This is a genomic window from Pseudomonas sp. NKUCC02_KPG (assembly GCF_019345465.1).
Lineage (GTDB): Bacteria > Pseudomonadota > Gammaproteobacteria > Pseudomonadales > Pseudomonadaceae > Aquipseudomonas.
This window is the reverse complement of sequence record NZ_JAHKRC010000009.1, coordinates 129740-151311: the sequence shown is the minus strand read 5'-3', so window position 1 is coordinate 151311 and position 21572 is coordinate 129740. Positions and strand designations below refer to the sequence as shown.

Genomic DNA, 21572 nt, shown 5'->3' with positions numbered 1-21572 from the left:
CTCAGGCTGCCTGTTTGGCCGTGACAAAAGCCGCAAGGCTGGCCACGTTGGAAAAGTGATTGCGAGTGTCTTTGGCATCGGCGTCTATTTTGATGCCGTAGGTTTTTTGAATCGCCAGGCCCAGCTCAAGTGCGTCGACCGAATCCAGCCCCAGGCCATCGCCAAACAGGGTTTGTTCGTCACCAATGTCGCTGACGCTGATGTCTTCGAGGCCCAGGGCATCGATGATCAGCTGTTTAATGTCGCGTTTCAGATCGCTCATCTGTGGCGAGCTCCTTAATAAAGTAGTCATGCACGAAGTCATTGAGCAGGCGCGAGGCTTTAGGCGGCGGGCCAAGCGCGGTAAAAGTGTCTGGATCTATATCGGCGCCGACACGAATACTGAAGTGCACGCGCCGATAGGGGATGCGGTACCAGGGTTCGGCCTTGGTCAGCGTGGTGGGGCTGACCTTGATCACCACCGGGGTGAGGATTTTCGCACCCCGCAGTGCTATCGCGGCGGCGCCGCGATGAAAGGCAGGTGCCGTGCCCGGCTGCGTGCGGGTGCCCTCCGGGAAAATGATCAGGGTCTGGCCTTCCTGCAGCGCTCGCGCGGCGTTATCGAGCATGTCGACGCTGCCATCGTTGCTGATGTACTGCGTGGCGCGCACGGGGCTGCGGGTAAACGGGTTCTGCCAAAGGCTCTCTTTGACCACGCAATTGGCGTTTCTTACCAGGCCGATCAAAAAAACCACGTCGATAAGCGACGGGTGGTTGGCAATGATCATCTGGCCGGGTCGACCGAGCCGTTCGGCACCTTGTACGTCATAGGTCAGCACGCCCATGCGGGCCATGGTGCGAATAAACAGCCAGAACAGCCGGCTGACGGTTGCACGGGCACGTTCGCGGTGACGAACGGCGTTTCCCGGCAGGCAACCGAGTACCGGGAAAATCACCACCCGCAGGCACAGGCATCCGAGACCGAACAGTGTAAAGCTGATCGCCGTGGCGATCAGGCGCCAGACATAAGCATCGCGATGCTCGCTCACAGGCTGTGTTGCCAGTTCCATACGCGATCTTTCCAGGCGTGCTGGAATGACGCCTGTCCATCGAACAGGTGGCGCAACAGGTTCAGGCTATGGGGCCACGGGGCTTTTTCGATGTCGGTGGTCGTGCTTGCGAGGGAGACCTGCCATTGCGTCCCGGGGGTCAGCAGCAGGCCGACGGCGTAAGGAAAGGGCACATCATCAATCCATTGGGCGTAGGCGTGTGGCGGTTGCTCTTCGGTGATGATCAGCAGTACGGCGGGCGCACCTTCATTCAACAGCACGCAGGCCTCGATCAGGCCATGCTCCAGGCCGTCTCCGGCAGCGGCAATGGCCGTCATCTCGCTGGTTTCGCCGCGCATGATCGACCACAGGCCAATGACCGCGTTATGCACCGAGAGGCTGAATTGTGTCGGGGACAGGGGCTGGCTGGCAGCGAGGTCGCTGAGGATGTCGAATGTGCGCGGGGTTTCGCCGTGGCGTGAGGCGAATACCAGTGGCAGTCCCTCGTGGCCTTGTGCCAGTGGCCAGCCGACGCTGAATGCCATCCGTGCCAGGCGGCTGAGGCGACGGCGTTGCATGGCGGGTAGAAACGAGACATCAGGTGCTGCGTTGCTGGCGGCGAGTACGCTGGGTTGCTGGCTCCAGGCTTGCCAATCGGCCACGCTGTCGAGGCCCGGAGCCCAGGCGCGCCACGCGGCGATATTGAAATTGATCACTGGAGTTTCATCCCGCCCTTGCAGGCTTCCTTGATGCGAAAGTGGGCATCAGTCGATGCCACACCTGATACAGAATGGCGACATTATCCCGGTGCAGTTGGCTTGTAGCAAATATTGCTTACATTTCAAGTATGGTTTTTGCGTGATCTGAAAAATATAAGACTAATGCTTCCCATATGGCGGATATGTTCGACGACTATTGCGGTTAAATCTCTAATAGATGTAAGGCATTTCTCTACGAGGTAGCTAAGCCGCACAAAGGCAATCTACACTCGGGGACACATTGGTACACGGAGGTTTTGAAATGCGTCGCGTGGTGTTCAACCAAAAAGGCGGTGTGGGTAAATCCAGCATCGCGTGCAATCTGGCTGCGGTCAGTGCCAGCGAGGGCTACAGGACGTTGCTGGTGGATCTGGACGCCCAGGCCAACTCTACTCAATACCTGACCGGACTCACGGGCGACGATATCCCGATGGGGATTGCCGACTTCTTCAAGCACAGTTTGTCAGCCGGGATCGGTTCGAAAAAAAATCGTGTCGATATTTACGAAACACCTTTTGAAAATTTGCACGTTGTCACCGCCACGGGCGAACTGGCTGATTTGCAGCCAAAGCTTGAAGCCAAGCACAAGATCAACAAGCTGCGAAAACTGCTTGAAGAATTGTCCGAAGACTATGACCGCATCTATGTCGACACACCTCCCGCATTGAACTTTTACGCCGTTTCGGCGTTGATCGCTTGTGATCGGGTGCTGATTCCATTTGATTGCGACAGTTTTTCGCGTCAGGCGCTTTACGGGCTACTGGCTGAAATCGAAGAACTGAAAGAAGACCACAACGAAGACCTGCTGGTCGAAGGCATTGTGGTCAATCAGTTCCAGGCCCGGGCCAGCCTGCCCCAGCAAATGCTCGATGAGTTGATCGCTGAAGGGCTACCGGTGCTGCCGATGTACCTGAGCAGCTCCGTGCGGATGCGCGAGTCGCACCAGGCCTGTCAGCCTTTGATCCACTTCGACCCGCGGCACAAACTCACTCAACAGTTTGTAGAGTTGCACGATTATCTGGATCAGAACGCTTAGGCACTGATGCCCTGGCTGCGCAGCCAGGCGGTAAGTTGCTGCAACGGCAGCGCACCGCTCTGGCGAGCGACTTCGCGGCCATTTTTAAACAGGATGAGGCTAGGGATGGAGCGTATCCCCAATTGTCCGGCCAGTTGTTGATTGGATTCGCTGTCAAGTTTGGCCAGTCGGCATTTGCCGATCAGTTGGCTGGCGGCTTGTTCAAATACCGGGGCAAAGGCTTTACACGGTCCGCACCATTCGGCCCAAACATCCACCAGCAGCGGCAGGTCGCCCTTGATCTGGCTGGGGTAGTCGGTTTGTTTAAGATCGAAGGGCTTGGCGAGCAGCACCGCATTCTTGCAGCGCCCGCATTTGGGGTGCTCGCCGATACGCTCGGCGGGGATACGGTTAAGGCCGTTGCAGTGTGGGCAGGGGATCAGCAGCGGTTCGGTCATCAGTCATTCTCTACAAGGGGGGGCGCATGAGCGTGCAGTTCAGCAGATGATTGCTCAACTCGCCACTGGCGTCAGCGGCCAGATCCAGGGAATCACCAGCATTGCCACTATCAGCATCAGTACATTCAGCGGGATGCCGATGCGCAAAAAGTCGCTGAATTTGTACCCGCCTGCGTTATACACAAAGGTGTTGGTCTGGTAGCCAATCGGCGTTGCGAAGCTGGCGCTGGCAGCGAACATCACGGCCACCACGAAAGGCCTGGGGTCCACACCCATCTGTTGCGCTACACCAATTGCGATCGGCGTCAGCAATACCGCCACGGCATTGTTGGAGAGGATCTCGGTGAGCAGGCTGGTCAGTAAATAGACAAACCCCAGCATCAGCAGCGGTCCGGCATTGGGGATGGCGGCCATGGTCTGGTTGACCACCAAATTGATCAGGCCGACTTTTTCCATCGCAATGCTGATGGCCAGCATGCCGAAAATCAGGCTCAGGATTTTCCAGTCCACCGCCTTGTAAGCGTCCTGCACATCCAGGCAGCGTGTGGCGACTACCGTCACTGCGGCGATGAGTGCCAGCCCTTCGATGGGCATGACTTCCAGCGCCGCAAGAATCATCACCGCCAGCGTCGAAATAATCGCAATCGGTGCTTTGTCGCGGCGATAAGCGCGCTCCAGGACGGTATTTAGGCTGATCAAGTCGCCATTTTCGGCGAAACGACGGATCTGGCTGGGCGTGCCCTCAACCAGGATCACATCGCCAAATTGCAGGTGCAGATCGTCGAGGTTGCCTTGAATGTTTTCGTCCTGGCGATGCACCGCGAGCACTGCAATGCCGTAACGCGCCGTCAAGTCGAGGTCGCGCATGGGGCGGTGGCTGTAGCGCGAGTTACGGCCCACGATGGCTTCGGCCAGGATCACGTCGTGGTTGCTGATGGTTTCGAACGCATCACCACGGTTGAAGGCCAGCACGCCGCTTTCACGCAGCTCGACCACATTCTGTACCTGCCCGTGCAGCACCAGACGATCGCCGCTGCGCAACTGGGTGGTGGGCTCTGGCGTGGAAAGCTCTTGCTCGTCACGGAAAATCTTCAGGACTTGCAGGCCGCTGCCACCATTGAGATTGGCTTCAGTCAGGGTTTTGCCGATCACGGGCGAATGGTGGGGCACCAGCAGTTCGCTCATGAAGGTGCGAGTCAGGTCCGGGCGCAATTGCTTGGACAGGCTGTCGCGATCAGGTAGCAGGCGGTTGCTGAAAATCATCAGGTACACAAAACCCACGGCGGCAAACATCAGCCCGGCCTGAGTGATTTCGAACATGCCGAAAGGTGCGAGCCCGGCTTTGCGTGCAACCCCGTCCACCAGGATATTGGTCGAGGTGCCGATCATCGTCAGCATCCCGCCCAGTACCGTGGCGTAAGACAGCGGGATCAGCAGCTTGGACGGCGAACTGTGGGAGCGCTTGGCGAGGGCAATCGCCACCGGCGTCAAAATGGCCACCACGGGGGTGTTGTTCAGGAACGCCGAAATGACCAGCGCGGTAATCATCAGTCCGCCGAGCACCCGCAGCGGTTTGTCGCCTACCAGGTTGCCCAGCCAGTTGCCCAGGGCATCAATGCAGCCGGTACGCTCCAGGGCGGCCGAGAGCACAAACATGCAGGCAATCGTGGCGGGAGCCGAGTTGCTGAGCACACTCAACACTTCGTGGGGCGTCAGAATCTGCGTGACCAGCAGGGCGGCAACACCAATGGCGGCTACGACATCGGCGCTCCACTTCTCGCGCACAAACGACACCAACAACCACACCAGCAGAGCGGCAACAAACAGCAGGGGGAGTGAGTCCCAGGACATGGGTCTTCCTTAATGCAACGAATCTCGTATGAGGTATCGGGCAGGCCAGAGCCGCCGCGCGGGCGTCACCATAATCAGGGCGCGTTAGTTCGTCTAAGACTGTTTAGGCAGGTTGATATGCGATTTTGTTATGGCAGGACGAGGCGACGTATTTGCTCATACAGTGCTGAGCCGGCTTCGCAGCTCTTATCTAGGCTTTGAAGCGAGACAGCGACAGCGCCATTGGTCAGGGGCGGGTTATCGCATATTGCGATTGAGTGATCCCTGACTTAACCTCCATAGCAAGATGCGATAGGGACGTTGCATGCGAGTGATAACAGCCAAGCGTATTTGGGAAGCGAAAGCACAATGGCCGCAATCGGCGAGCGCACTCGATGAGTGGTATCGCAAGATCAAGGTCCTCAACCCCCAGGACTTTGCCGCGTTAAGGTCGTTTTTCCCTGCTACCGACAAGGTCGGTTCGTTCCACGTTTTCAATATTGGAGGTAACAAGCTGCGGCTGATCGCCGTGGTGCGTTATCGGGTACAGCGCCTCTACATTCGTCATGTGCTCGATCACAGTGACTATGACAAGGGCAATTGGAAGGAGTAAGCACAATGAACGCATTGATCGCACAGGCGGCAGAACACTGGAAGTTCGTGGCGCCTTTACTACGCAAACCGAAAACCGAAGCAGATTACGATGAGTTGGTCGCAGCCCTCGACGGGTTGACCGACTTGATTGGCGACGATGAGAGTCACCCCTTGATGAGCCTGGTGGACATCATCGGTGACTGGGTTGAAGCCTACGACCTCGAGCATCGGCCGATGCCCAAGGTCAGTGGTGTCGATGTGTTGCGCTCGGTGATGCAGGAGCACGGGCTGACTCAAAGCGACTTGCCGGGCGTGGGTACCCAATCGGTGGTGTCCGAAATCCTCAGCGGCAAGCGCCAGCTCAACGTTCGGCAGATACGCTGGCTGGCGGACTACTTCAACGTGCCTGTGGATATGTTTATCTGAGGCTTTGCATTACGACGAGCAGCTGATTTCCAGGTGCTTTCCCCATTCAGGCGGGCGCTCGGCATAGGTTTCCATGCCCGGTTGCTCGGTGAACGGTCGGGTCAGCACGTTGTGCAGGCACTGCACTTCGCTGTAATCCCCGGCTTGGGCGGCATCGATGGCTTTTTGCGCCAGATAGTTGCGCAGGATGTATAGCGGGTTGACCCCGTGCATGCGCTCACGGCGTGCGCTTTCATCACTCACGCCTTCACGGGCGACCCGGGCAACGTACTGCGCTGCCCATTCATCAAAACCCTTGAGGTCGACAAACTCGTCACGCAGGCGGGACACGGCCTGCTCTGCTGGCAAGTCGCCCAGGCGGCGGAAGAACAGGGTGTAGTCAATGCTGCTGCCTTGCATCCGTTGCAACAGGGTTTCGATCAATTGTTGATCACCGTCTTCGGCGGTGGTCAGGCCCAGTCGGCGGCGCATCAGGTCGGTGTAGTGCGCTTGATACTGCGGCAAGTACAGCCCCAGGGTTTCGCGCAGGGCTTCAACGCTGATAAACGGCGTCAGGGCCTGGGCCAGTGCGCTGAGGTTCCACTGGCCGATAGGCACCTGATTGCTGAAGGAGTAACGCCCTTCGTGGTCTGAGTGGTTGCAGACGAAATTGGCGTCGAAGTCGTCGAGGAAGGCGAACGGTCCAAAGTCGAAGGTGATGCCCAGAATCGACATGTTGTCGGTGTTCATCACGCCGTGACAAAAACCGTAGGCCTGCCACTTGGCAATCAGCTCGGCGTTACGCTCGACGATCTCGCGGAACATCGCCAGATAGGGCTCGGGTTGCTCCAGGCACTCGGCAAAGTGCAGGGTCAGTACATGCTCGCCCAACTGCTTTTGCTGCTCGGGGCGCTTGGTGTAGTAGAAGTATTCGAAATGCCCGAAGCGTACATGGCTGGGCGCCAGGCGCAGGACCATGGCCGCGCGCTCCTGGGTTTCACGCCACACCGGGGTGTCGGAGCCGATCACGCACAGTGCGCGGCTGCTGGGAATGCCCAGCGCGTGCAGTGCCTCGCTGGCGAGAAACTCGCGGATCGATGAGCGCAGCACGGCGCGACCATCGCCCATGCGCGAATAGGGCGTCATGCCGGCACCCTTGAGGTGCAAGTCCCAATGTTCGCCCGCCTCGTTATAGACCTCGCCCAGCAGCAGCCCGCGGCCGTCACCCAGTTGCGGGTTATAGGAGCCGAACTGATGACCGGAATAGACCATGGCGCGGGGTTCGGCGTCGGCCCACAGGGTGTGCCCGCCAAACAGCTGGGCGAACACCGGGTCCTGGGCCACGGCCGGGTCGAGGTCAAGCAGCGCCATGGCGGCATCGCTGGCAACCACCACGCGCGGTGCGTCGATGGGCTCGGGCAGCACGTGAGTTGAAAACGCGTCACCCAGTCGAGCGAAACGGTTATCAAAAGTCAGTTCGTCGAGGGCTTTCAATGACCGTCTCCAGTAAGCATTTTCAAAGGTGGGAGCGGGCTTGCTCGCGATGGTATCAACGGGCTTGGCCAGTTAAACCGATTTGCCTGCATCGCAGGCAAATCAGCTCCCACAGAGGTTGCATCAGCCTTGAGTCAGTCGAGCTTGCCCAACTGCGGCTTTTGCGGGGGTAGTGTCGGCTCGGGCGGGACTTCCGGCCCTACGGGCACCAACTTGTATTCCTGACCCTGCAAGTTCTTGAGGTACACCTCCATCTGTTGGAACGAGATGTTGATGTGGTGGTTCTTGAACTCGCGGTTGATAAAGCGGTTTACCTCGTCGATCACCGGGTTACGGTCGCCCAGGTCACGGACGTGCATGCGCAGTTCGTGGTCCAGGGTGCTGGCGCCGAAGTTGAGGAAGTACACGTGCGGCTCAGGGTCTTTGAGTACACGGGGGTTCTCTTGTGCAGCCTTGAGCAGCAGGCTTTTTACCAGGTCCAGATCCGAACCGTAGTCCACACCCAGTTTGAGGGTGACGCGGGTGATGGTGTCGGTCAGGGACCAGTTGATCAGCTGCCCGGTGATAAAGGTCTTGTTCGGGACGATGATGTCTTTGCGGTCGAAGTCGGTGATGGTGGTCGCACGGATGCGGATCTTGCTCACAGTGCCCGACAGGTTGCCGATGGTGATGGTGTCGCCAATCCGCACCGGGCGCTCGAACAGAATCATGATCCCGGAGATGAAGTTGGCGAAAATCTCCTGCATGCCAAAGCCCAGGCCCACCGACAGCGCGGCGACCAGCCATTGCAACTTGTCCCAGCTCACACCCAGGGTCGACAGGGTGGACACGAAGCCTACGCCGATGATCACGTAAGTCAGCAAGGTGGTGGTGGCGTAGGCGCTGCCCTGGCCCAGATCGAGGCGAGACAGCACCAGCACTTCCAGCAGCCCGGGCAGGTTGCGCGCCAGGGCAATACTGATGCCGATGATGACCAGTGCACCGATCACGTCGCCAATGCTGATGGGCACCATGCTCATGTTGGCGCCGGTGCCGCTGGTGTACTCGTACAGGGTGATGTTGTCGAGGTAGGAGAAGACCGAGATCAGGTCGGCCCAGACCCAGTACAAAATGCCGATAAAGCCCGCCAGCAGGGCCAGGCGAATCAGGCGCAGCGATTGTTGGTTGACCTGTTCGATGTCCAGGGTCGGTTCTTCAATGATGATGTCGTTGCCTTCGCCTGCTTCCTTGGCCGCCTGACGTTTGGCCAGTGCGCGTTGGTAGGCCAGGCGCCGTGCCGCCACCGCCAGGCCGCGCACGAAGGCCGCTTCGACCACCAGCCAGAGCATCAGCAGGTAGAGGGTGTTGATCAGTCGGTCGCTGAGTTTGAGCGCGGTGTAGTAGTAGCCAAAACAGACGGCAACGAACAATGCCAGCGGCAACAGCGCAAAGGCAAAACCGAGCAATTTGCGCAGGCGATAGGCTTTTGTCGCTGTCTCGAAGTCGTTGAGCAGCAGGCGGCACAGCAACCAGGCCATGGCGGCATAACAACTCAACACCACAAGGATGCCCAGTACGTCATCGGCCAGTGCAGCGGGTTGTTGCTCGGCAAAGGCGACCACGGCCACCAGGGCCAGGACGACAAAGCCCAGCTTGCGAATCCAGTTTTGCAGGAACGCGACCAGCGGTTTTTCCCAGCGGAAATGCAGTTCGGCCACGCCACCTGGTGCCAGAATCCGGTAAGCGGTGTAGAACACCAGCCAGGCTTCGGCCATCTGGATCAGGGCCGCGCCCGTATTGGCGTTCATGCCACGGGCATCGGTTTGCAGGGCATAGCCGCACAGCGCCAGAGCCAGCGAAATAGGCATCGCCAGCAGAATATTGATCAGAATGGCCAGTGGCGTATGCCATTGGCTATCGCGCTTGAAGTGACCAATGTCCTGATGGATTTTGTTCAATTTGCTGTAGAGGTAACGGCGCTTCCACAGCAAGGCTGCCACCACCAGCAAGAACGGCAGGAACAACAGTGGTCTCTGCACCAGACCTTCAGCCAGCTCGCTGACGCTGGAGCCCCACGGCAGGGTGGTGACTTGCTGTTCCAGCTGGCGCGGGGCAGTTTCCAGCCACTCCAGATCCAGGGGCTTGTTGCTGGGAATCCAGAACATTTGCTCGTCCAGCGTGGCACGCAGGCTCTGGGCGGTGCTGAGCAGTTGCTTCTGGTTCAGTTGCAGCGTGATCGATTCGTTGAGCAGGGAGCTCAACTCGCGATTCAGGCGGTCCAGCAAGTCACTGCGGGTGTTGACCAGTTCGAGCAGGGTCTTGCGCAGTTGAGGGGTAACTTGATCGGCAGGCTGGGTCGACAGCAGGTTGTCGACGTAGGACGTCGGGTTGCTGATCAGCTCCCGTTGCTGGTTGATTTCAAACTGATACAGACGAATATCGGCGATTTCGTCTGCCAGGTTCTTGTCCATTTTCTGCAGGCGCGGCAGGGCCTGTTTCTGCTTATAGAGAATCTTGGACAGCAGCAAACTGCCCTTGAGCACGTTGATCTGCTCGTCCAGCGCCTGATCGCTCTGGGTGACGTTGTCCAGTTGCTGCTTGGTTTCGAGGTTCTGCTGGGTGACTTCATTGAGGCGGTCGGTGCTGCGTAGCAGGTAGTCGGAAAGCTTGAGGTTGATCGCGCTTTCGGTCGCCAGCAGGCTGCTGCTGCCGGACTTTTGCGCCTCGATGGATTGTTCGGTCACGGTCTGCTGCGACTGCGCCAGACGCTTCTGGTTGATCAGGGTTTGCAGCTCCTGGATTTCCTGATCCTGACGCGTGGTTTTTTCCAGCAGCAAGTCATGCTGGCTGCCGCTCAGGTCTTGCAGCAGGCTGTTACCGGCCAGCTCCTGGCGGCGCAGGGCGATCAGTGCGGTGAGCGAGGCCACTTCGGCGTTGAGCTGGTTGCGCTGATCCGGGGTGAGCAATTTGCCATTGTCACGACCGGTTTTCAGGATGTTGTTGATCTGCTGAATACGCGTCTGGCTGGTGCTGATTTCGGCCTGAGCCCTTTCCGGGCGGGTTTGTGCGGCAATGCTCTGGCTGTTGGCAATGGCCAGGGCTTTTTGCAGTTCGCCCTGCTGCGTCGTGCGCTCAGCCAGCATTTGCTCCAGCTGCGGCACGGCCAAATCACTGTAGCGCTGGGCCACCGGCAGGGCTTTGCTGGCCTTGAGGCGGGCCAGTTCACGCTGGTTTTCGCTGGTCTGGCGCGGCGCATTGCTGAGCTGTTGTTTGACGTCGTTCAGGCGCTGTTCGTAATCGGCTTTGTTGTCCAGCAGGGTGAGGGTTTGCTGGAGCACTGCCTGCAGGGCTTTCTGGTCTGCATCTGGCAGCTTGCGATCGGCAATTTTGTCCAGGCTTTGCTGCACCGATTCGGAGGTAGGCGGTTCGGCCGCGTGTAGCGTGCCGACACAAAGGCTCAGACCGAGCAGGACTGTTGCGATGAACGTGCGCAGAGTTGGCATAGATACCGGTCAGACAAAGGTCAGAAAGTTGGAGTTTAGAGGAACAGCCCGGGCCCCGGTGCACTTCCTTCGGGGAATCTGACGCCCACTTTGGCTATCTTGTTCCCCTCCATCACGGCGACTGTCCAGATGGTGTTGTTCCACTCCACCTGATCGCCGACCACCGGCGCGCCGCCGACCTTGTGCGCAATAAAGCTGCTGAGCGGAATGTTGGGGTCGATGCCGTCCAGCTTCAGGCCATACAACGCCGACACAGCGCCCAGCTGGGCGTCGCCTTCGAGCACAAAGTCGCCAAAAAAGCGCAGATCCAGGCCACGGCTCGGAGGCTGGCTGAACAGTTTGCCCAGGGCTGGCAAGTTGTGTTCGTGACCGATGACGCAGAGCAAATCGCCAATTTCGAGGGTGGTGCTACCCGACGGGTGGAGCAGTTTCTGATCGCGAAACAGGGCCGCGATACGGGTGCCCTCGGGCATTTTCAGTTCACGCAGGGCCGCACCGATGCACCAGTTTTGTGCGTCGAGGCGGTAAACAAACAGTTCCCACTCGCTGGTCACGTGAACTTCGAGGGCTGAGCGCGAGACCGGTGCCAAGTCCGGGGGTACGGTCACTTTGAGCAACTTGGCGACCCAGGGCAGGCTGGTGCCTTGCACCAGAAGGGACACCAGCACGATAAAGAACGCCAGGTTGAAATACAGCTGCGCATTGGGCAGCCCGGCCATCAGCGGGAACACCGCCAGAATGATCGGTACCGCACCGCGCAGGCCCACCCAGGCAATAAAGGCCTTCTCGCGTCCGTGGAACGCTTTGAAGGGCAGCAGGCCCACCATGACCGACAGTGGGCGTGCGAACAGGATCATCCACAGGGCCAGTGCCAGGGCCGGAATCGCGATCGGCAGCAAGTCGTGTGGCGTGACCAGCAGGCCCAGCACCAGGAACATTCCGATCTGGGCCAGCCATGCCATGCCGTCGAGCATGTGCAAGATGCCGTGACGGCTGCGGATCGGGCTGTTGCCGATCACCAGGCCGCACAGGTATACCGCGAGGAACCCGCTGCCGTGCAGGGCGTTGGTGAGGGCAAAGACCACCAGGCCGCCTGCGATGACCAGAATCGGGTACAAGCCGTTGGCCAGGTTGATGCGGTTGACCATTTGCAGCATCAGCCAGCCGCCAGCCAGCCCGACAGCACCGCCGATACCGAACTCACTCAGCAGGTTGAGCAGCAGGCTCCAGTGAAGGCCGGTCTCGCCGCTGGCGAGCATGTCGATCAGGGTGACGGTGAGAAACACCGCCATCGGGTCGTTGCTACCGGATTCGATCTCAAGGCTGGCCGAGACCCGTTCGTTCAGGCCCTTGCCGCCCAGCAGCGAGAATACGGCTGCCGCATCGGTCGAACCGACAATGGCGCCCACCAGCAGGCCCTGGATCAAATTGAGGTTGAACAGCCAGGCGGCCATCATGCCGGTCAGCCCGGTGGTGATCATTACCCCCACGGTCGCCAGCGACAACGCAGGCCATAACGCCACGCGGAAACTGGAGACCCGCGTACGCAGGCCGCCGTCGAGCAAAATCACCGCGAGGGCGAGGTTGCCCACCAGATAGGCGGTGGGGTAGTTGTCAAAAATAATGCCGCCGCCATCGACACCCGCAGTCATGCCCACCGCAAGGATGATGACCAGAATCGGGATGCCCAGACGCGAGGACAGAGAACTTACCAGAATGCTTGCACCTACCAGCAACGCGCCGATCAAGAACAGGCTGTTGATGGTCGTCGCATTCAAAGGCAGTACTCCAGAAAGCTCAAAAGACAGGGCGCAAACGGCTCATGCAGTCTGCGTGCCAGCGATTCTAACCTGCGTTATTGGCGGGCTGTCAAAAAGGTTTTGTGCGGGGCGGCTGTCTTCCAAATCCAAGCAGGCTTACCACGCTGCATCTGATGCGTTGGCGCAGTGTCTTTTCATTTCTGACATGGCTAACGGCGATGGTTGGATACCGGCATGTGCACAGTATGGTGGGTATCAGGGCATCTTCCGACGAAATTACGAGATGCGGACTGCATTTCATTGTTGGGCTTATTTTGTCTACTTCCGCCTCAATTTAACTCTGCGGGGCGAAAAAATGCCGTTATCTCTATTGAAAAAAGATAATCCTGACTCAGAAGAATCAACACCTGCTCAGAGTGCGCACACGTTCTTTGTGATTTCCGTGAAGAAATTCATGGTTCTGTATTTCATGACGATGGGGCTTTATTCGATTGTCTGGTTTTACGAGCACTGGAAGCAGTATCGGTTGGCGACTGGAATCAAGGTTTGGCCGGCAGTTCGTGCTTTTTTCGGGGCGTTAATGATTTTCTCCTTGTTCTCTAAAGTCCAAAAGTCACTGAGTGAGTCGGGACGAGCTTACGAGTGGTCCCCAGTCATGCGTGGAGCATTGATTTTGGCCATAACAGTCGTGTGCATTATTTTTTCAGTGATAGGTAATGCCACCTTTATTCCTGCGTGGCTAGTTGTCGTCAATGTCATGATCTTAGGCGTACTCGGTTTTTTACTGGCAGGTGCCCAGAGAGCTATCAATTTTTTGGAAGCCGACCCCGAAGGCCATAGTAATTCGACTCTGTCGTTTGCCAACGGTATCTGGGCAGGGGTGTTTGGCTATTTATGGTTAGGTTGGATTATCATTTTTTTCACCGCAATTAATCTCAAGATCTGAGCCCTCTTTACGTTTGCAAAGCCTCAACGCATAAAAAAACCGGGCAACCCCTTCGGGTGCCCGGTTTTTTATTGCCCGATCAAACCATCAGCCGATGGTCATCAAGCTCGCGTTACCGCCAGCAGCAGCGGTGTTGACGCTCAGTGCGCGCTCGATCACCAGGCGTTCCAGGGCGATGTTGGTTTCGCCTTGGGACAGACCTTGCACGCCAACGATGGCGCCTGCGCGCTGGGCCACTTGCTTGCACACGTCACGCAACTGATCACAGTCACCGTGGTGTAGGACGGCGTCGAAGATCACGTCGTCCTTGGTCCAGTCAGCCACCAGGGTGATGCGTGCCTGCACTTCTTTTGGCAGACGGGCGTACAAGGCCTTGGCCAGTTCGCTTTGCGGCAGTACCGCGGTGCTGCCTACGGCCAGTACGGCAGCCAGTTGGGTCAGCAGGTCGCTTTCCACTTCAGCCAGGCACAACACGTGTTCGCGCGGCAGAATGGCGTAGCTGTTGCGTTCGCCGGTCGGGCCGTTGAGCAGGCGAGTGATGCCGCTTTGCGAGTGCGCAGCGTACTCGGTGCACAGTTCGGCCAGCGCCGGTTGCTGGTTGCCGGTTGCCCAGGTGTGCAGGGCACTGAGCGGTTTGCTCAGGGCTTCGCGAGCCTGGGTATCCGGCGCGCTGATGGCATCGACCTTGGCGAACGATTGTTCGATCGCATTGCCCGGGCGGGTCGACAGCAGGCGGTACAGGTACAGCGGGCCACCGGCTTTCGGGCCTGTGCCCGACAAGCCTTCGCCGCCGAACGGTTGCACGCCGACCACGGCACCCACGATGTTGCGGTTGACGTAGACGTTACCGGCGTTGACGTTGTTGACCACTTTGGCAATGGTTTCGTCGATGCGGGTGTGTACGCCCAGCGTCAGGCCGTAACCCGAAGCGTTGATCTGTGCGATCAACTGGTCGATGTCTTTGCGCTTGTAGCGCACCACGTGCAGCACGGGCCCGAAGATCTCGCGTTCCAGTTCGTCGAAGCTCTCCAGTTCAATCAGGGTCGGCATGACGAAGGTGCCGCGCTTGCATTCTTCGATGTCGGCAATGGCCATCTGGTAAACAGTGCGGCCTTTGTCGCGCATGCCCTGGATGTGTTGCTCGATCCCGGCCTTGGCTTCGGCGTCGATCACCGGGCCAATGTCTACGTTCAGGCGTTCAGGATTACCCATGCGCGATTCGGCCATGGCACCTTTGAGCATTTCGATGACGCGGTCTGCCGAGTCTTCCTGCAGGCACAGTACACGCAGGGCCGAGCAACGCTGACCGGCGCTGTCGAAGGCCGAAGACACAACGTCGATAACCACTTGTTCGGTCAGCGCCGAGGAGTCGACGATCATGGCGTTCTGGCCGCCGGTTTCGGCGATCAGCGGGATAGGACGGCCTTGAGCATCCAGGCGGCCTGCCACGTTGCGTTGCAGCAATCGTGCAACTTCGGTGGAGCCGGTGAACATCACGCCTTTGACCCGATCGTCGCCGACCAGGCGTGCGCCAACCGTTTCACCACGGCCCGGCAGCAACTGCAGCACGCCTTGCGGGATGCCTGCTTCGAGCATGATGCGCACGGCCTGGGCGGCCACCAGCGGGGTTTGTTCCGCAGGCTTGGCCAGTACCGGGTTGCCGGCAGCCAGTGCCGCAGCCACCTGGCCGCTGAAGATGGCCAGCGGGAAGTTCCACGGGCTGATGCAGACCACCGGGCCCAGCGGGCGATGGGCATCGTTGGTGAAATCGTTGCGAGCCTGTACCGCGTAGTAACGCAGGAAGTCGACGGCTTCGCGCACTTCGGCGATGGCGTTGGCAAAGGTCTTGCCAGCTTCACGGGCCAGCAGGCCCATCAGTGGCTGGATCTCGCCTTCCATCAGGTCGGCGGCGCGTTCCAGGATCGCAGCGCGTTCGGCGGGCGGGGTGGCCTGCCAGATCGGTGCGGCGCTCAGGGCGCACTGGATAGCGTTGTCGGCGTCTTCAACGGTGGCTTCTTGCACATAGCCCACCACGTCACGCAGGTCAGCCGGGTTGAGTACCGCCGCAGGCGTTTCGCTGCTGGAATCGCAACCGAGCATCGGCGCGGCTTTCCAGTCGTTGTGGGCTGTGGCCAGCAAGGCGCAGGACAACGACGCCAAGCGGTGTTCGTTGGACATGTCGATGCCGCTGGAGTTGGCGCGTTCGCTACCGTACAGGTCACGCGGCAGCGGGATGCGCGGGTGCGGCAAGCCGAAGCCGCCTTCGGCCGTGGCCATCTGCTCGATCTGGCTCACCGGGTCGGCCACCAACTGGTGGATCGCGATCGTGTGGTCGGCGATGCGGTTAACGAACGAGGTGTTCGCACCGTTTTCCAGCAAGCGTCGAACAAGGTAAGCCAGCAGTGTTTCGTGGGTGCCGACTGGAGCGTACACACGGCACGGACGGTTCAGCTTGCCTTCGGAAACTTTACCTACAACCTGTTCGTAGAGCGGTTCGCCCATGCCGTGCAGGCATTGGAACTCGTACTGGCCCGGGTAGTAGTTCTGACCCGCGATGTGGTAAATCGCCGACAACGTTTGGGCGTTGTGAGTGGCGAACTGCGGGTAGATGGCTTCGGGTACGGCCAGCAGTTTTTTCGCGCAAGCGAGGTAGGACACGTCGGTGTACACCTTGCGGGTGTAGACCGGATAGCCTTCCAGGCCTTCGACCTGGGCGCGCTTGATTTCGCTGTCCCAGTACGCGCCTTTCACCAGGCGGATCATCAGGCGATGACGGCTGCGGCGAGCCAGGTCGATCACGTAGTCGATCACGTAAGGGCAGCGCTTCTGGTAAGCCTGAATCACGAAGCCGATGCCGTTCCAGCCCGCCAGTTGCGGCTCGAAGCACAGGCGCTCCAGCAGGTCGAGGGAGATTTCGAGGCGGTCAGCTTCTTCGGCGTCAATATTGAGGCCGATGTCGTACTTCTTGGCCAGCAAGGTCAGCGACAGCAGGCGCGGGTACAGCTCGTCCATGACGCGCTCGTACTGGGCGCGGCTGTAGCGCGGGTGCAGGGCCGACAGCTTGATCGAAATGCCCGGGCCTTCATAAATGCCACGGCCGTGGGACGCTTTGCCGATCGAGTGGATGGCTTGCTCGTAGGACGCGAGGTACTTCTGGGCGTCATGTTCGGTCAGTGCAGCTTCGCCGAGCATGTCGTAGGAATAACGAAAGCCCTTGGCTTCAAAGCGCGTGGCGTTGGCCAGGGCTTCGGCGATGGTTTCGCCGGTCACAAACTGCTCGCCCATCAGGCGCATGGCCATGTCGACGCCCTTGCGGATCATCGGCTCGCCGCTTTTGCCGATGATGCGGCTCAGGGAGGAGGTCAGGCCTGCTTCGTTGTGGGTCGATACCAGCTTGCCGGTCAGCAACAGGCCCCAGGTCGCGGCGTTGACGAACAGCGAAGGGCTGTTGCCCAGGTGCGGGTGCCAGTTGCCGGTGCTGATCTTGTCGCGGATCAGGGCGTCACGGGTGCCTTTGTCCGGGATACGCAGCAGCGCTTCGGCCAGGCACATCAGCGCCACGCCTTCCTGGGACGACAGGGAGAATTCTTGCAGCAAGCCTTGCACGATACCGGCGCGGCCACCGGCGCTCTTCTGATTGCGCAGTTTTTCGGCAATCGAGGCGGCCAGGGTCTGGGTGGCTTCGGCCATTGGGGCAGGCAGGCGTGCTTGCTCCAGCAGCATCGGGACCACTTCGGGTTCCGGGCGGCGATAAGCGGAGGTGATCGCGGCACGCAGTACGGACTGGGGCAGGATGCTTTCTGCAAATTCCAGGAAGCACTGATGCGCGTGATCGGCGTGCACGTCGTCGGCGTCATCGCTGGCGCTGCCAGGGATACCGCTCAACTCGGTCAGGGTTGCACCACCCTCGAGTTTTTCCAGGTAATTGAAGATTGCCTGCTTGATCAGCCAGTGAGGCGTGCGATCAATCGAGGTCGCGGCAGCCTTGAGGCGCTCGCGGGTAGGGTCGTCAAGTTTGACCCCAAGGGTGGTGGTAGCCATATTTTTATCCTCATGGGTGCCACATTTGCGTGGCAGCAGCTGGCGGCAAGATTAGCGCTGCGCTGAAAGAGGTGCAACCTAGTGCAACCCGTTTTTTTGCGGATTGTTCTACGCTTCGTCAGGAATTTTTGAGCAAGGCGGGATGGGCGCACTGGTGCGGTGCTTTTTAATTGGATTTGCGCCGTTTTAGCTCCGAAAAGGAGCAAAAACATCGAATTGGGTTGAAAAGACGACAAGGTGCAACTTGTGCGGTAGAAACTGGTTGCACCTTATTTGGTTTGTTGCATAGCATTCGCGCCCAAGGTGCAACCTGCTAAAAGACGGGTTCATCGGCTGATGGGTTTCCTGGGGAAACATCAGTCATAAATGCGCGGCAAGGTTGATCGTCTCAAACAGGACGTTTGTGAGCGTACGGCCAGACCGCCGCTAAACATAAAAACAATGCCAGGGCTTTATCAATGAGTGTTAGTAACCCAACCCTGATCACGTTCGTGATCTATATCGCGGCAATGGTGCTGATTGGCCTCATGGCCTATCGCTCCACCAACAACCTTTCTGACTATATTCTCGGTGGCCGCAGCCTGGGCAGCGTTGTCACTGCATTGTCTGCTGGCGCCTCCGACATGAGCGGCTGGTTGTTGATGGGTTTGCCGGGCGCGATCTACATGTCCGGTCTGTCGGAAAGCTGGATCGCCATCGGCCTGGTGGCCGGTGCTTACCTGAACTGGTTGTTTGTTGCCGGTCGCCTGCGGGTGCAGACCGAGCACAACGGTGATGCGCTGACCCTGCCGGATTACTTCTCCAGCCGTTTTGAAGACCACAGCGGCTTGCTGCGGATTATTTCGGCCATCGTGATTCTGGTGTTCTTCACCATCTACTGCGCTTCCGGCATCGTGGCCGGTGCCCGTCTGTTCGAAAGCACGTTCGGCATGTCTTATGAATCAGCCTTGTGGGCCGGCGCTGCGGCGACCATTGCCTACACCTTTATCGGCGGCTTCCTGGCCGTGAGCTGGACTGACACCGTTCAAGCCACCCTGATGATTTTTGCGCTGATCCTGACGCCCATCATCGTACTGCTGGCCACTGGCGGCGTAGACACGACGTTCCTGGCCATCGAGGCCAACGACCCAAGCAACTTCGACATGCTCAAGGGCACGTCCTTTATCGGCATCATCTCGCTGATGGGCTGGGGCCTGGGTTACTTTGGCCAGCCCCACATCCTGGCGCGTTTCATGGCCGCTGATTCGGTCAAGTCGATTGCCAACGCACGTCGCATCTCCATGACCTGGATGATCCTGTGTCTGGCCGGTACGGTGGCTGTAGGTTTCTTCGGTATCGCTTACTTCTCGGCTCACCCGGAAGTGGCAGGTCCTGTGAACGAAAACCCTGAGCGCGTGTTCATCGAACTGGCCAAGTTGCTGTTCAACCCGTGGATTGCCGGTGTACTGCTGTCGGCCATTCTGGCTGCGGTAATGAGCACCCTGAGCTGCCAGTTGCTGGTGTGCTCCAGCGCACTGACCGAAGACTTCTACAAATCCTTCCTGCGCAAAAACGCCTCCCAGCTTGAGCTGGTATGGGTGGGCCGGATCATGGTGCTGGTGGTTGCCTTGATCGCTATCGCGATGGCTTCCAACCCGGAAAACCGTGTATTGGGTCTGGTGAGCTACGCGTGGGCAGGCTTTGGTGCTGCGTTCGGTCCAGTGGTGCTGATCTCGGTACTGTGGAAAGGCATGACCCGTAATGGCGCATTGGCCGGTATTTTGGTGGGTGCGTTTACCGTGATCGTGTGGAAGCATTTCGCACTGTTCGGCCTGTACGAAATCATCCCGGGCTTCATTCTGGCCAGCCTGGCCATCGTGCTGGTGAGCCTTGCGGGCAAAGGCCCAAGCAAGGGCATGGTTGAGCGCTTCAATGCTGCCGAGAAGGATTTCCAGCAGAACCACTGATCGGGTAAGCGCATGCGCTGACTTGAAGGTGTACTGAAACGGCCCGTCTCCAGGTGAGACGGGCCGTTTTTTTTGCCTGGGCCTTGCTCACCGTATCTCGGAAAATCGGCCTGCCACCTGACGTCAGGTTGTGTACAAGGTAAACTTCGCCCCCTGCGCAGGAGCAACCATGAACTATCGTCACGCCTTCCACGCCGGCAACCATGCCGACGTCTTCAAACATATCGTCTTGACCCGCCTCATCGCCCTGATGTCGCGCAAAGAGCAGCCTTTTGCCTACCTCGATACCCACGCCGGTATTGGTCTGTACGACCTCAAGGGCGATCAGGCCAGCCGTACGGGTGAGTATCTGGAAGGCATCGCACGGTTGTGGGGCCAGAAAGACCTGCCTGCAGTGACTGATGACTACATGCAAGTGCTGCACAAGATGAACCCCGATGGCGAGTTGCGCTATTACCCGGGTTCGCCGGAGTGGGCGCGTCGCCTGACCCGTTCCCAGGATCGCGTGCTGTTGAACGAAAAACACCCCGAAGACGGTGTGTTGCTCAAGGACAACATGAAAGGCGATCGCCGTGTAGCCGTGCATTTGGGCGAAGGCTGGCATGTGCCGCGGGCGCTGCTGCCGGTGGCCGAGAAGCGCGGGCTGATGTTGATCGACCCGCCGTTCGAGAAACTGGACGAGATGAAACGCTGCGCGGAATCGTTGAAAGACGCGATCAGCCGTATGCGTCAGACCGTGGTGGCGATCTGGTATCCGATTAAGGACAAGCGCCAGTTGCGCCGTTTTTATCAGGACCTGGCGGGTTCGGGCGCACCGAAACTGCTGCAGGTCGAATTGTTCGTGCATCCACTGGATACGCCCAACAGCCTCAATGGCTCGGGCTTGGTGATTGCCAATCCGCCTTGGGGTCTGGAAGAAGAACTGCGTGAACTGCTGCCGTGGCTGGCCAAGAAACTGGGGCAAACCCAGGGTGGCTGGCAGATGGAATGGTTGATCGCTGAGTAAGCTGATGTTGTAGTCGCTGACGAGGTACGAGGCTGCGAAAAGGGCCGAAGGACCTCCAGAATGCCGGGGCTGCTTCGCAACCCATCGCAGTCTCGTTCCTCGTCAGCGACTACAGGAGTAGCCTTTGATCAAATCGGGCAGGTCACGCCGGTGCCGCCAATGCCGCAATAGCCTTGCGGGTTTTTCGCCAGGTATTGCTGGTGGTATGCCTCGGCGAAGTAGACCGTAGGCGCCTGCTCTATTTCAGTGGTGATGGTGCCCAGGCCAGCCTTGTCCAGTTCGGCCTGGAACACTTTTTTGCTCTCCAGTGCCTGCTCAAGTTGTTCAGGGGTGGTGCAGTAGATCACCGAGCGGTACTGGGTGCCGATGTCGTTGCCCTGACGCATGCCCTGGGTCGGGTTATGCAGTTCCCAGAACATGGCCAGCAATTGCTTGTAGCTGACGATTTCTGGTTCGTAGACCACCAGCACCACTTCAGTGTGGCCGGTCAGGCCCGAGCAGACTTCTTCGTAAGTCGGGTTTGGTGTGTAGCCGCCCGCATAGCCCACAACGGTGCTGACCACGCCTTCACGTTCCCAGAACTTGCGTTCTGCACCCCAAAAACAGCCCAGGCCAAAAATCGCAAAGTCCACATTCTTCGAAAACGGGCCCAGTAGCGGCTCGCCGGTGACGTAGTGGGTTTCCGGCAGCTGTACGTGGGTGTCGCGGCCCGGCAGGGCTTGTTCTTTAGTAGGGAGCACGTTTTTATTCACCAGGATTTCCGAGCGCAAGACCATGGTTCAAGTCCTCTCAGTCAGAGTGTAGGAAGT

The 21572-nt window shown here is 58.9% G+C and carries 16 protein-coding genes; 6 read left to right on the top strand and 10 right to left on the bottom strand.

Annotated features, from left to right (window positions below; translation table 11 throughout):
- Nucleotide 1 precedes the first annotated feature (1 nt).
- Genes KO536_RS14200 through KO536_RS14190 form a run of 3 tightly spaced genes read right to left on the bottom strand, consistent with a single transcriptional unit; the run spans nt 2 to nt 1744 of the window.
- Nucleotides 2-262 (bottom strand): phosphopantetheine-binding protein, encoded by a 261-nt coding sequence (locus KO536_RS14200; protein WP_133076714.1) that lies wholly within the window; start codon nt 260-262, stop codon nt 2-4.
- Entirely contained in the window at nt 237-1049 is an 813-nt protein-coding gene (locus KO536_RS14195; RefSeq protein ID WP_133076713.1) for a 1-acyl-sn-glycerol-3-phosphate acyltransferase, read from the bottom strand. The genes KO536_RS14200 and KO536_RS14195 overlap by 26 nt, the downstream gene beginning before the upstream one ends.
- Complete coding sequence (locus KO536_RS14190; protein WP_219262169.1) at nt 1025-1744, bottom strand: beta-ketoacyl synthase chain length factor; 720 nt, start codon at nt 1742-1744, stop codon at nt 1025-1027. Before KO536_RS14190 ends, KO536_RS14195 begins: the two co-directional genes overlap by 25 nt.
- A 304-nt stretch (nt 1745-2048) precedes the next feature.
- On the opposite strand from KO536_RS14190, the gene KO536_RS14185 reads away from it, so the two are divergent.
- On the top strand, nt 2049-2822 hold the full coding sequence (locus KO536_RS14185) for a ParA family protein (protein WP_133076711.1): 774 nt from the start codon (nt 2049-2051) through the stop codon (nt 2820-2822).
- On the opposite strand, the gene trxC is transcribed toward KO536_RS14185, so the two are convergent.
- Nucleotides 2819-3259, bottom strand: coding sequence for a thioredoxin TrxC (gene trxC, locus KO536_RS14180; RefSeq protein WP_133076710.1), 441 nt, complete (start codon nt 3257-3259; stop codon nt 2819-2821). The genes KO536_RS14185 and trxC overlap by 4 nt on opposite strands.
- Before the next feature lie 54 nt (nt 3260-3313).
- Nucleotides 3314-5110 carry an SLC13 family permease gene (locus KO536_RS14175; protein WP_219262168.1) on the bottom strand — a complete coding sequence of 599 codons (1797 nt, stop codon included), beginning with the start codon at nt 5108-5110 and terminating at the stop codon, nt 3314-3316.
- 304 nt (nt 5111-5414) lie between these two features.
- On the opposite strand from KO536_RS14175, the gene KO536_RS14170 reads away from it, so the two are divergent.
- Together KO536_RS14170 and KO536_RS14165 are read left to right on the top strand one after the other, a co-directional pair.
- Nucleotides 5415-5702: a type II toxin-antitoxin system HigB family toxin gene (locus KO536_RS14170; RefSeq protein ID WP_219262167.1), complete on the top strand. Its 288-nt coding sequence runs from the start codon at nt 5415-5417 to the stop codon at nt 5700-5702.
- Nucleotides 5703-5707: 5 nt separating this feature from the next.
- A complete protein-coding gene (locus KO536_RS14165) occupies nt 5708-6109 on the top strand; it encodes a type II toxin-antitoxin system HigA family antitoxin (RefSeq protein WP_133076707.1) in 402 nt (133 codons plus the stop codon).
- Between the two features lie 9 nt (nt 6110-6118).
- Here KO536_RS14165 and selO read toward each other — a convergent pair whose 3' ends face one another.
- From selO to KO536_RS14150, 3 genes are all read right to left on the bottom strand, one after another.
- Nucleotides 6119-7582 carry a protein adenylyltransferase SelO gene (selO, locus tag KO536_RS14160; protein WP_219262166.1) on the bottom strand — a complete coding sequence of 488 codons (1464 nt, stop codon included), beginning with the start codon at nt 7580-7582 and terminating at the stop codon, nt 6119-6121.
- Nucleotides 7583-7716: 134 nt separating this feature from the next.
- Nucleotides 7717-11064, bottom strand: a complete 3348-nt coding sequence (gene mscK, locus KO536_RS14155; protein WP_133076705.1) for a mechanosensitive channel MscK — start codon at nt 11062-11064, stop codon at nt 7717-7719.
- Nucleotides 11065-11099: 35 nt separating this feature from the next.
- Nucleotides 11100-12842: a potassium/proton antiporter gene (locus tag KO536_RS14150; protein WP_133076704.1), complete on the bottom strand. Its 1743-nt coding sequence runs from the start codon at nt 12840-12842 to the stop codon at nt 11100-11102.
- Here KO536_RS14150 and KO536_RS14145 point away from each other — a divergent pair.
- Nucleotides 12826-13770 carry a hypothetical protein gene (locus KO536_RS14145; RefSeq protein ID WP_219262165.1) on the top strand — a complete coding sequence of 315 codons (945 nt, stop codon included), beginning with the start codon at nt 12826-12828 and terminating at the stop codon, nt 13768-13770. The two genes, KO536_RS14150 and KO536_RS14145, sit on opposite strands and share 17 nt — an antisense overlap.
- Nucleotides 13771-13857: 87 nt before the next feature.
- Here the strand turns inward: KO536_RS14145 and putA are convergent, their stop codons facing one another.
- The gene (gene putA / locus KO536_RS14140) at nt 13858-17811 is read right to left on the bottom strand and encodes a trifunctional transcriptional regulator/proline dehydrogenase/L-glutamate gamma-semialdehyde dehydrogenase (protein WP_219262164.1); all 3954 of its coding nucleotides are present in this window, start codon (nt 17809-17811) and stop codon (nt 13858-13860) included.
- 458 nt (nt 17812-18269) lie between these two features.
- On the opposite strand from putA, the gene putP reads away from it, so the two are divergent.
- Both putP and KO536_RS14130 read left to right on the top strand, forming a co-directional pair.
- Nucleotides 18270-19757: a sodium/proline symporter PutP gene (putP, locus tag KO536_RS14135; protein ID WP_133076701.1), complete on the top strand. Its 1488-nt coding sequence runs from the start codon at nt 18270-18272 to the stop codon at nt 19755-19757.
- Between the two features lie 169 nt (nt 19758-19926).
- Nucleotides 19927-20763: a 23S rRNA (adenine(2030)-N(6))-methyltransferase RlmJ gene (locus KO536_RS14130; protein ID WP_219262163.1), complete on the top strand. Its 837-nt coding sequence runs from the start codon at nt 19927-19929 to the stop codon at nt 20761-20763.
- A gap of 128 nt (nt 20764-20891) precedes the next feature.
- Here the strand turns inward: KO536_RS14130 and msrA are convergent, their stop codons facing one another.
- The gene (gene msrA, locus KO536_RS14125; RefSeq protein ID WP_133076699.1) at nt 20892-21539 is read right to left on the bottom strand and encodes a peptide-methionine (S)-S-oxide reductase MsrA; all 648 of its coding nucleotides are present in this window, start codon (nt 21537-21539) and stop codon (nt 20892-20894) included.
- Between the last annotated feature and the right edge of the window lie 33 nt (nt 21540-21572).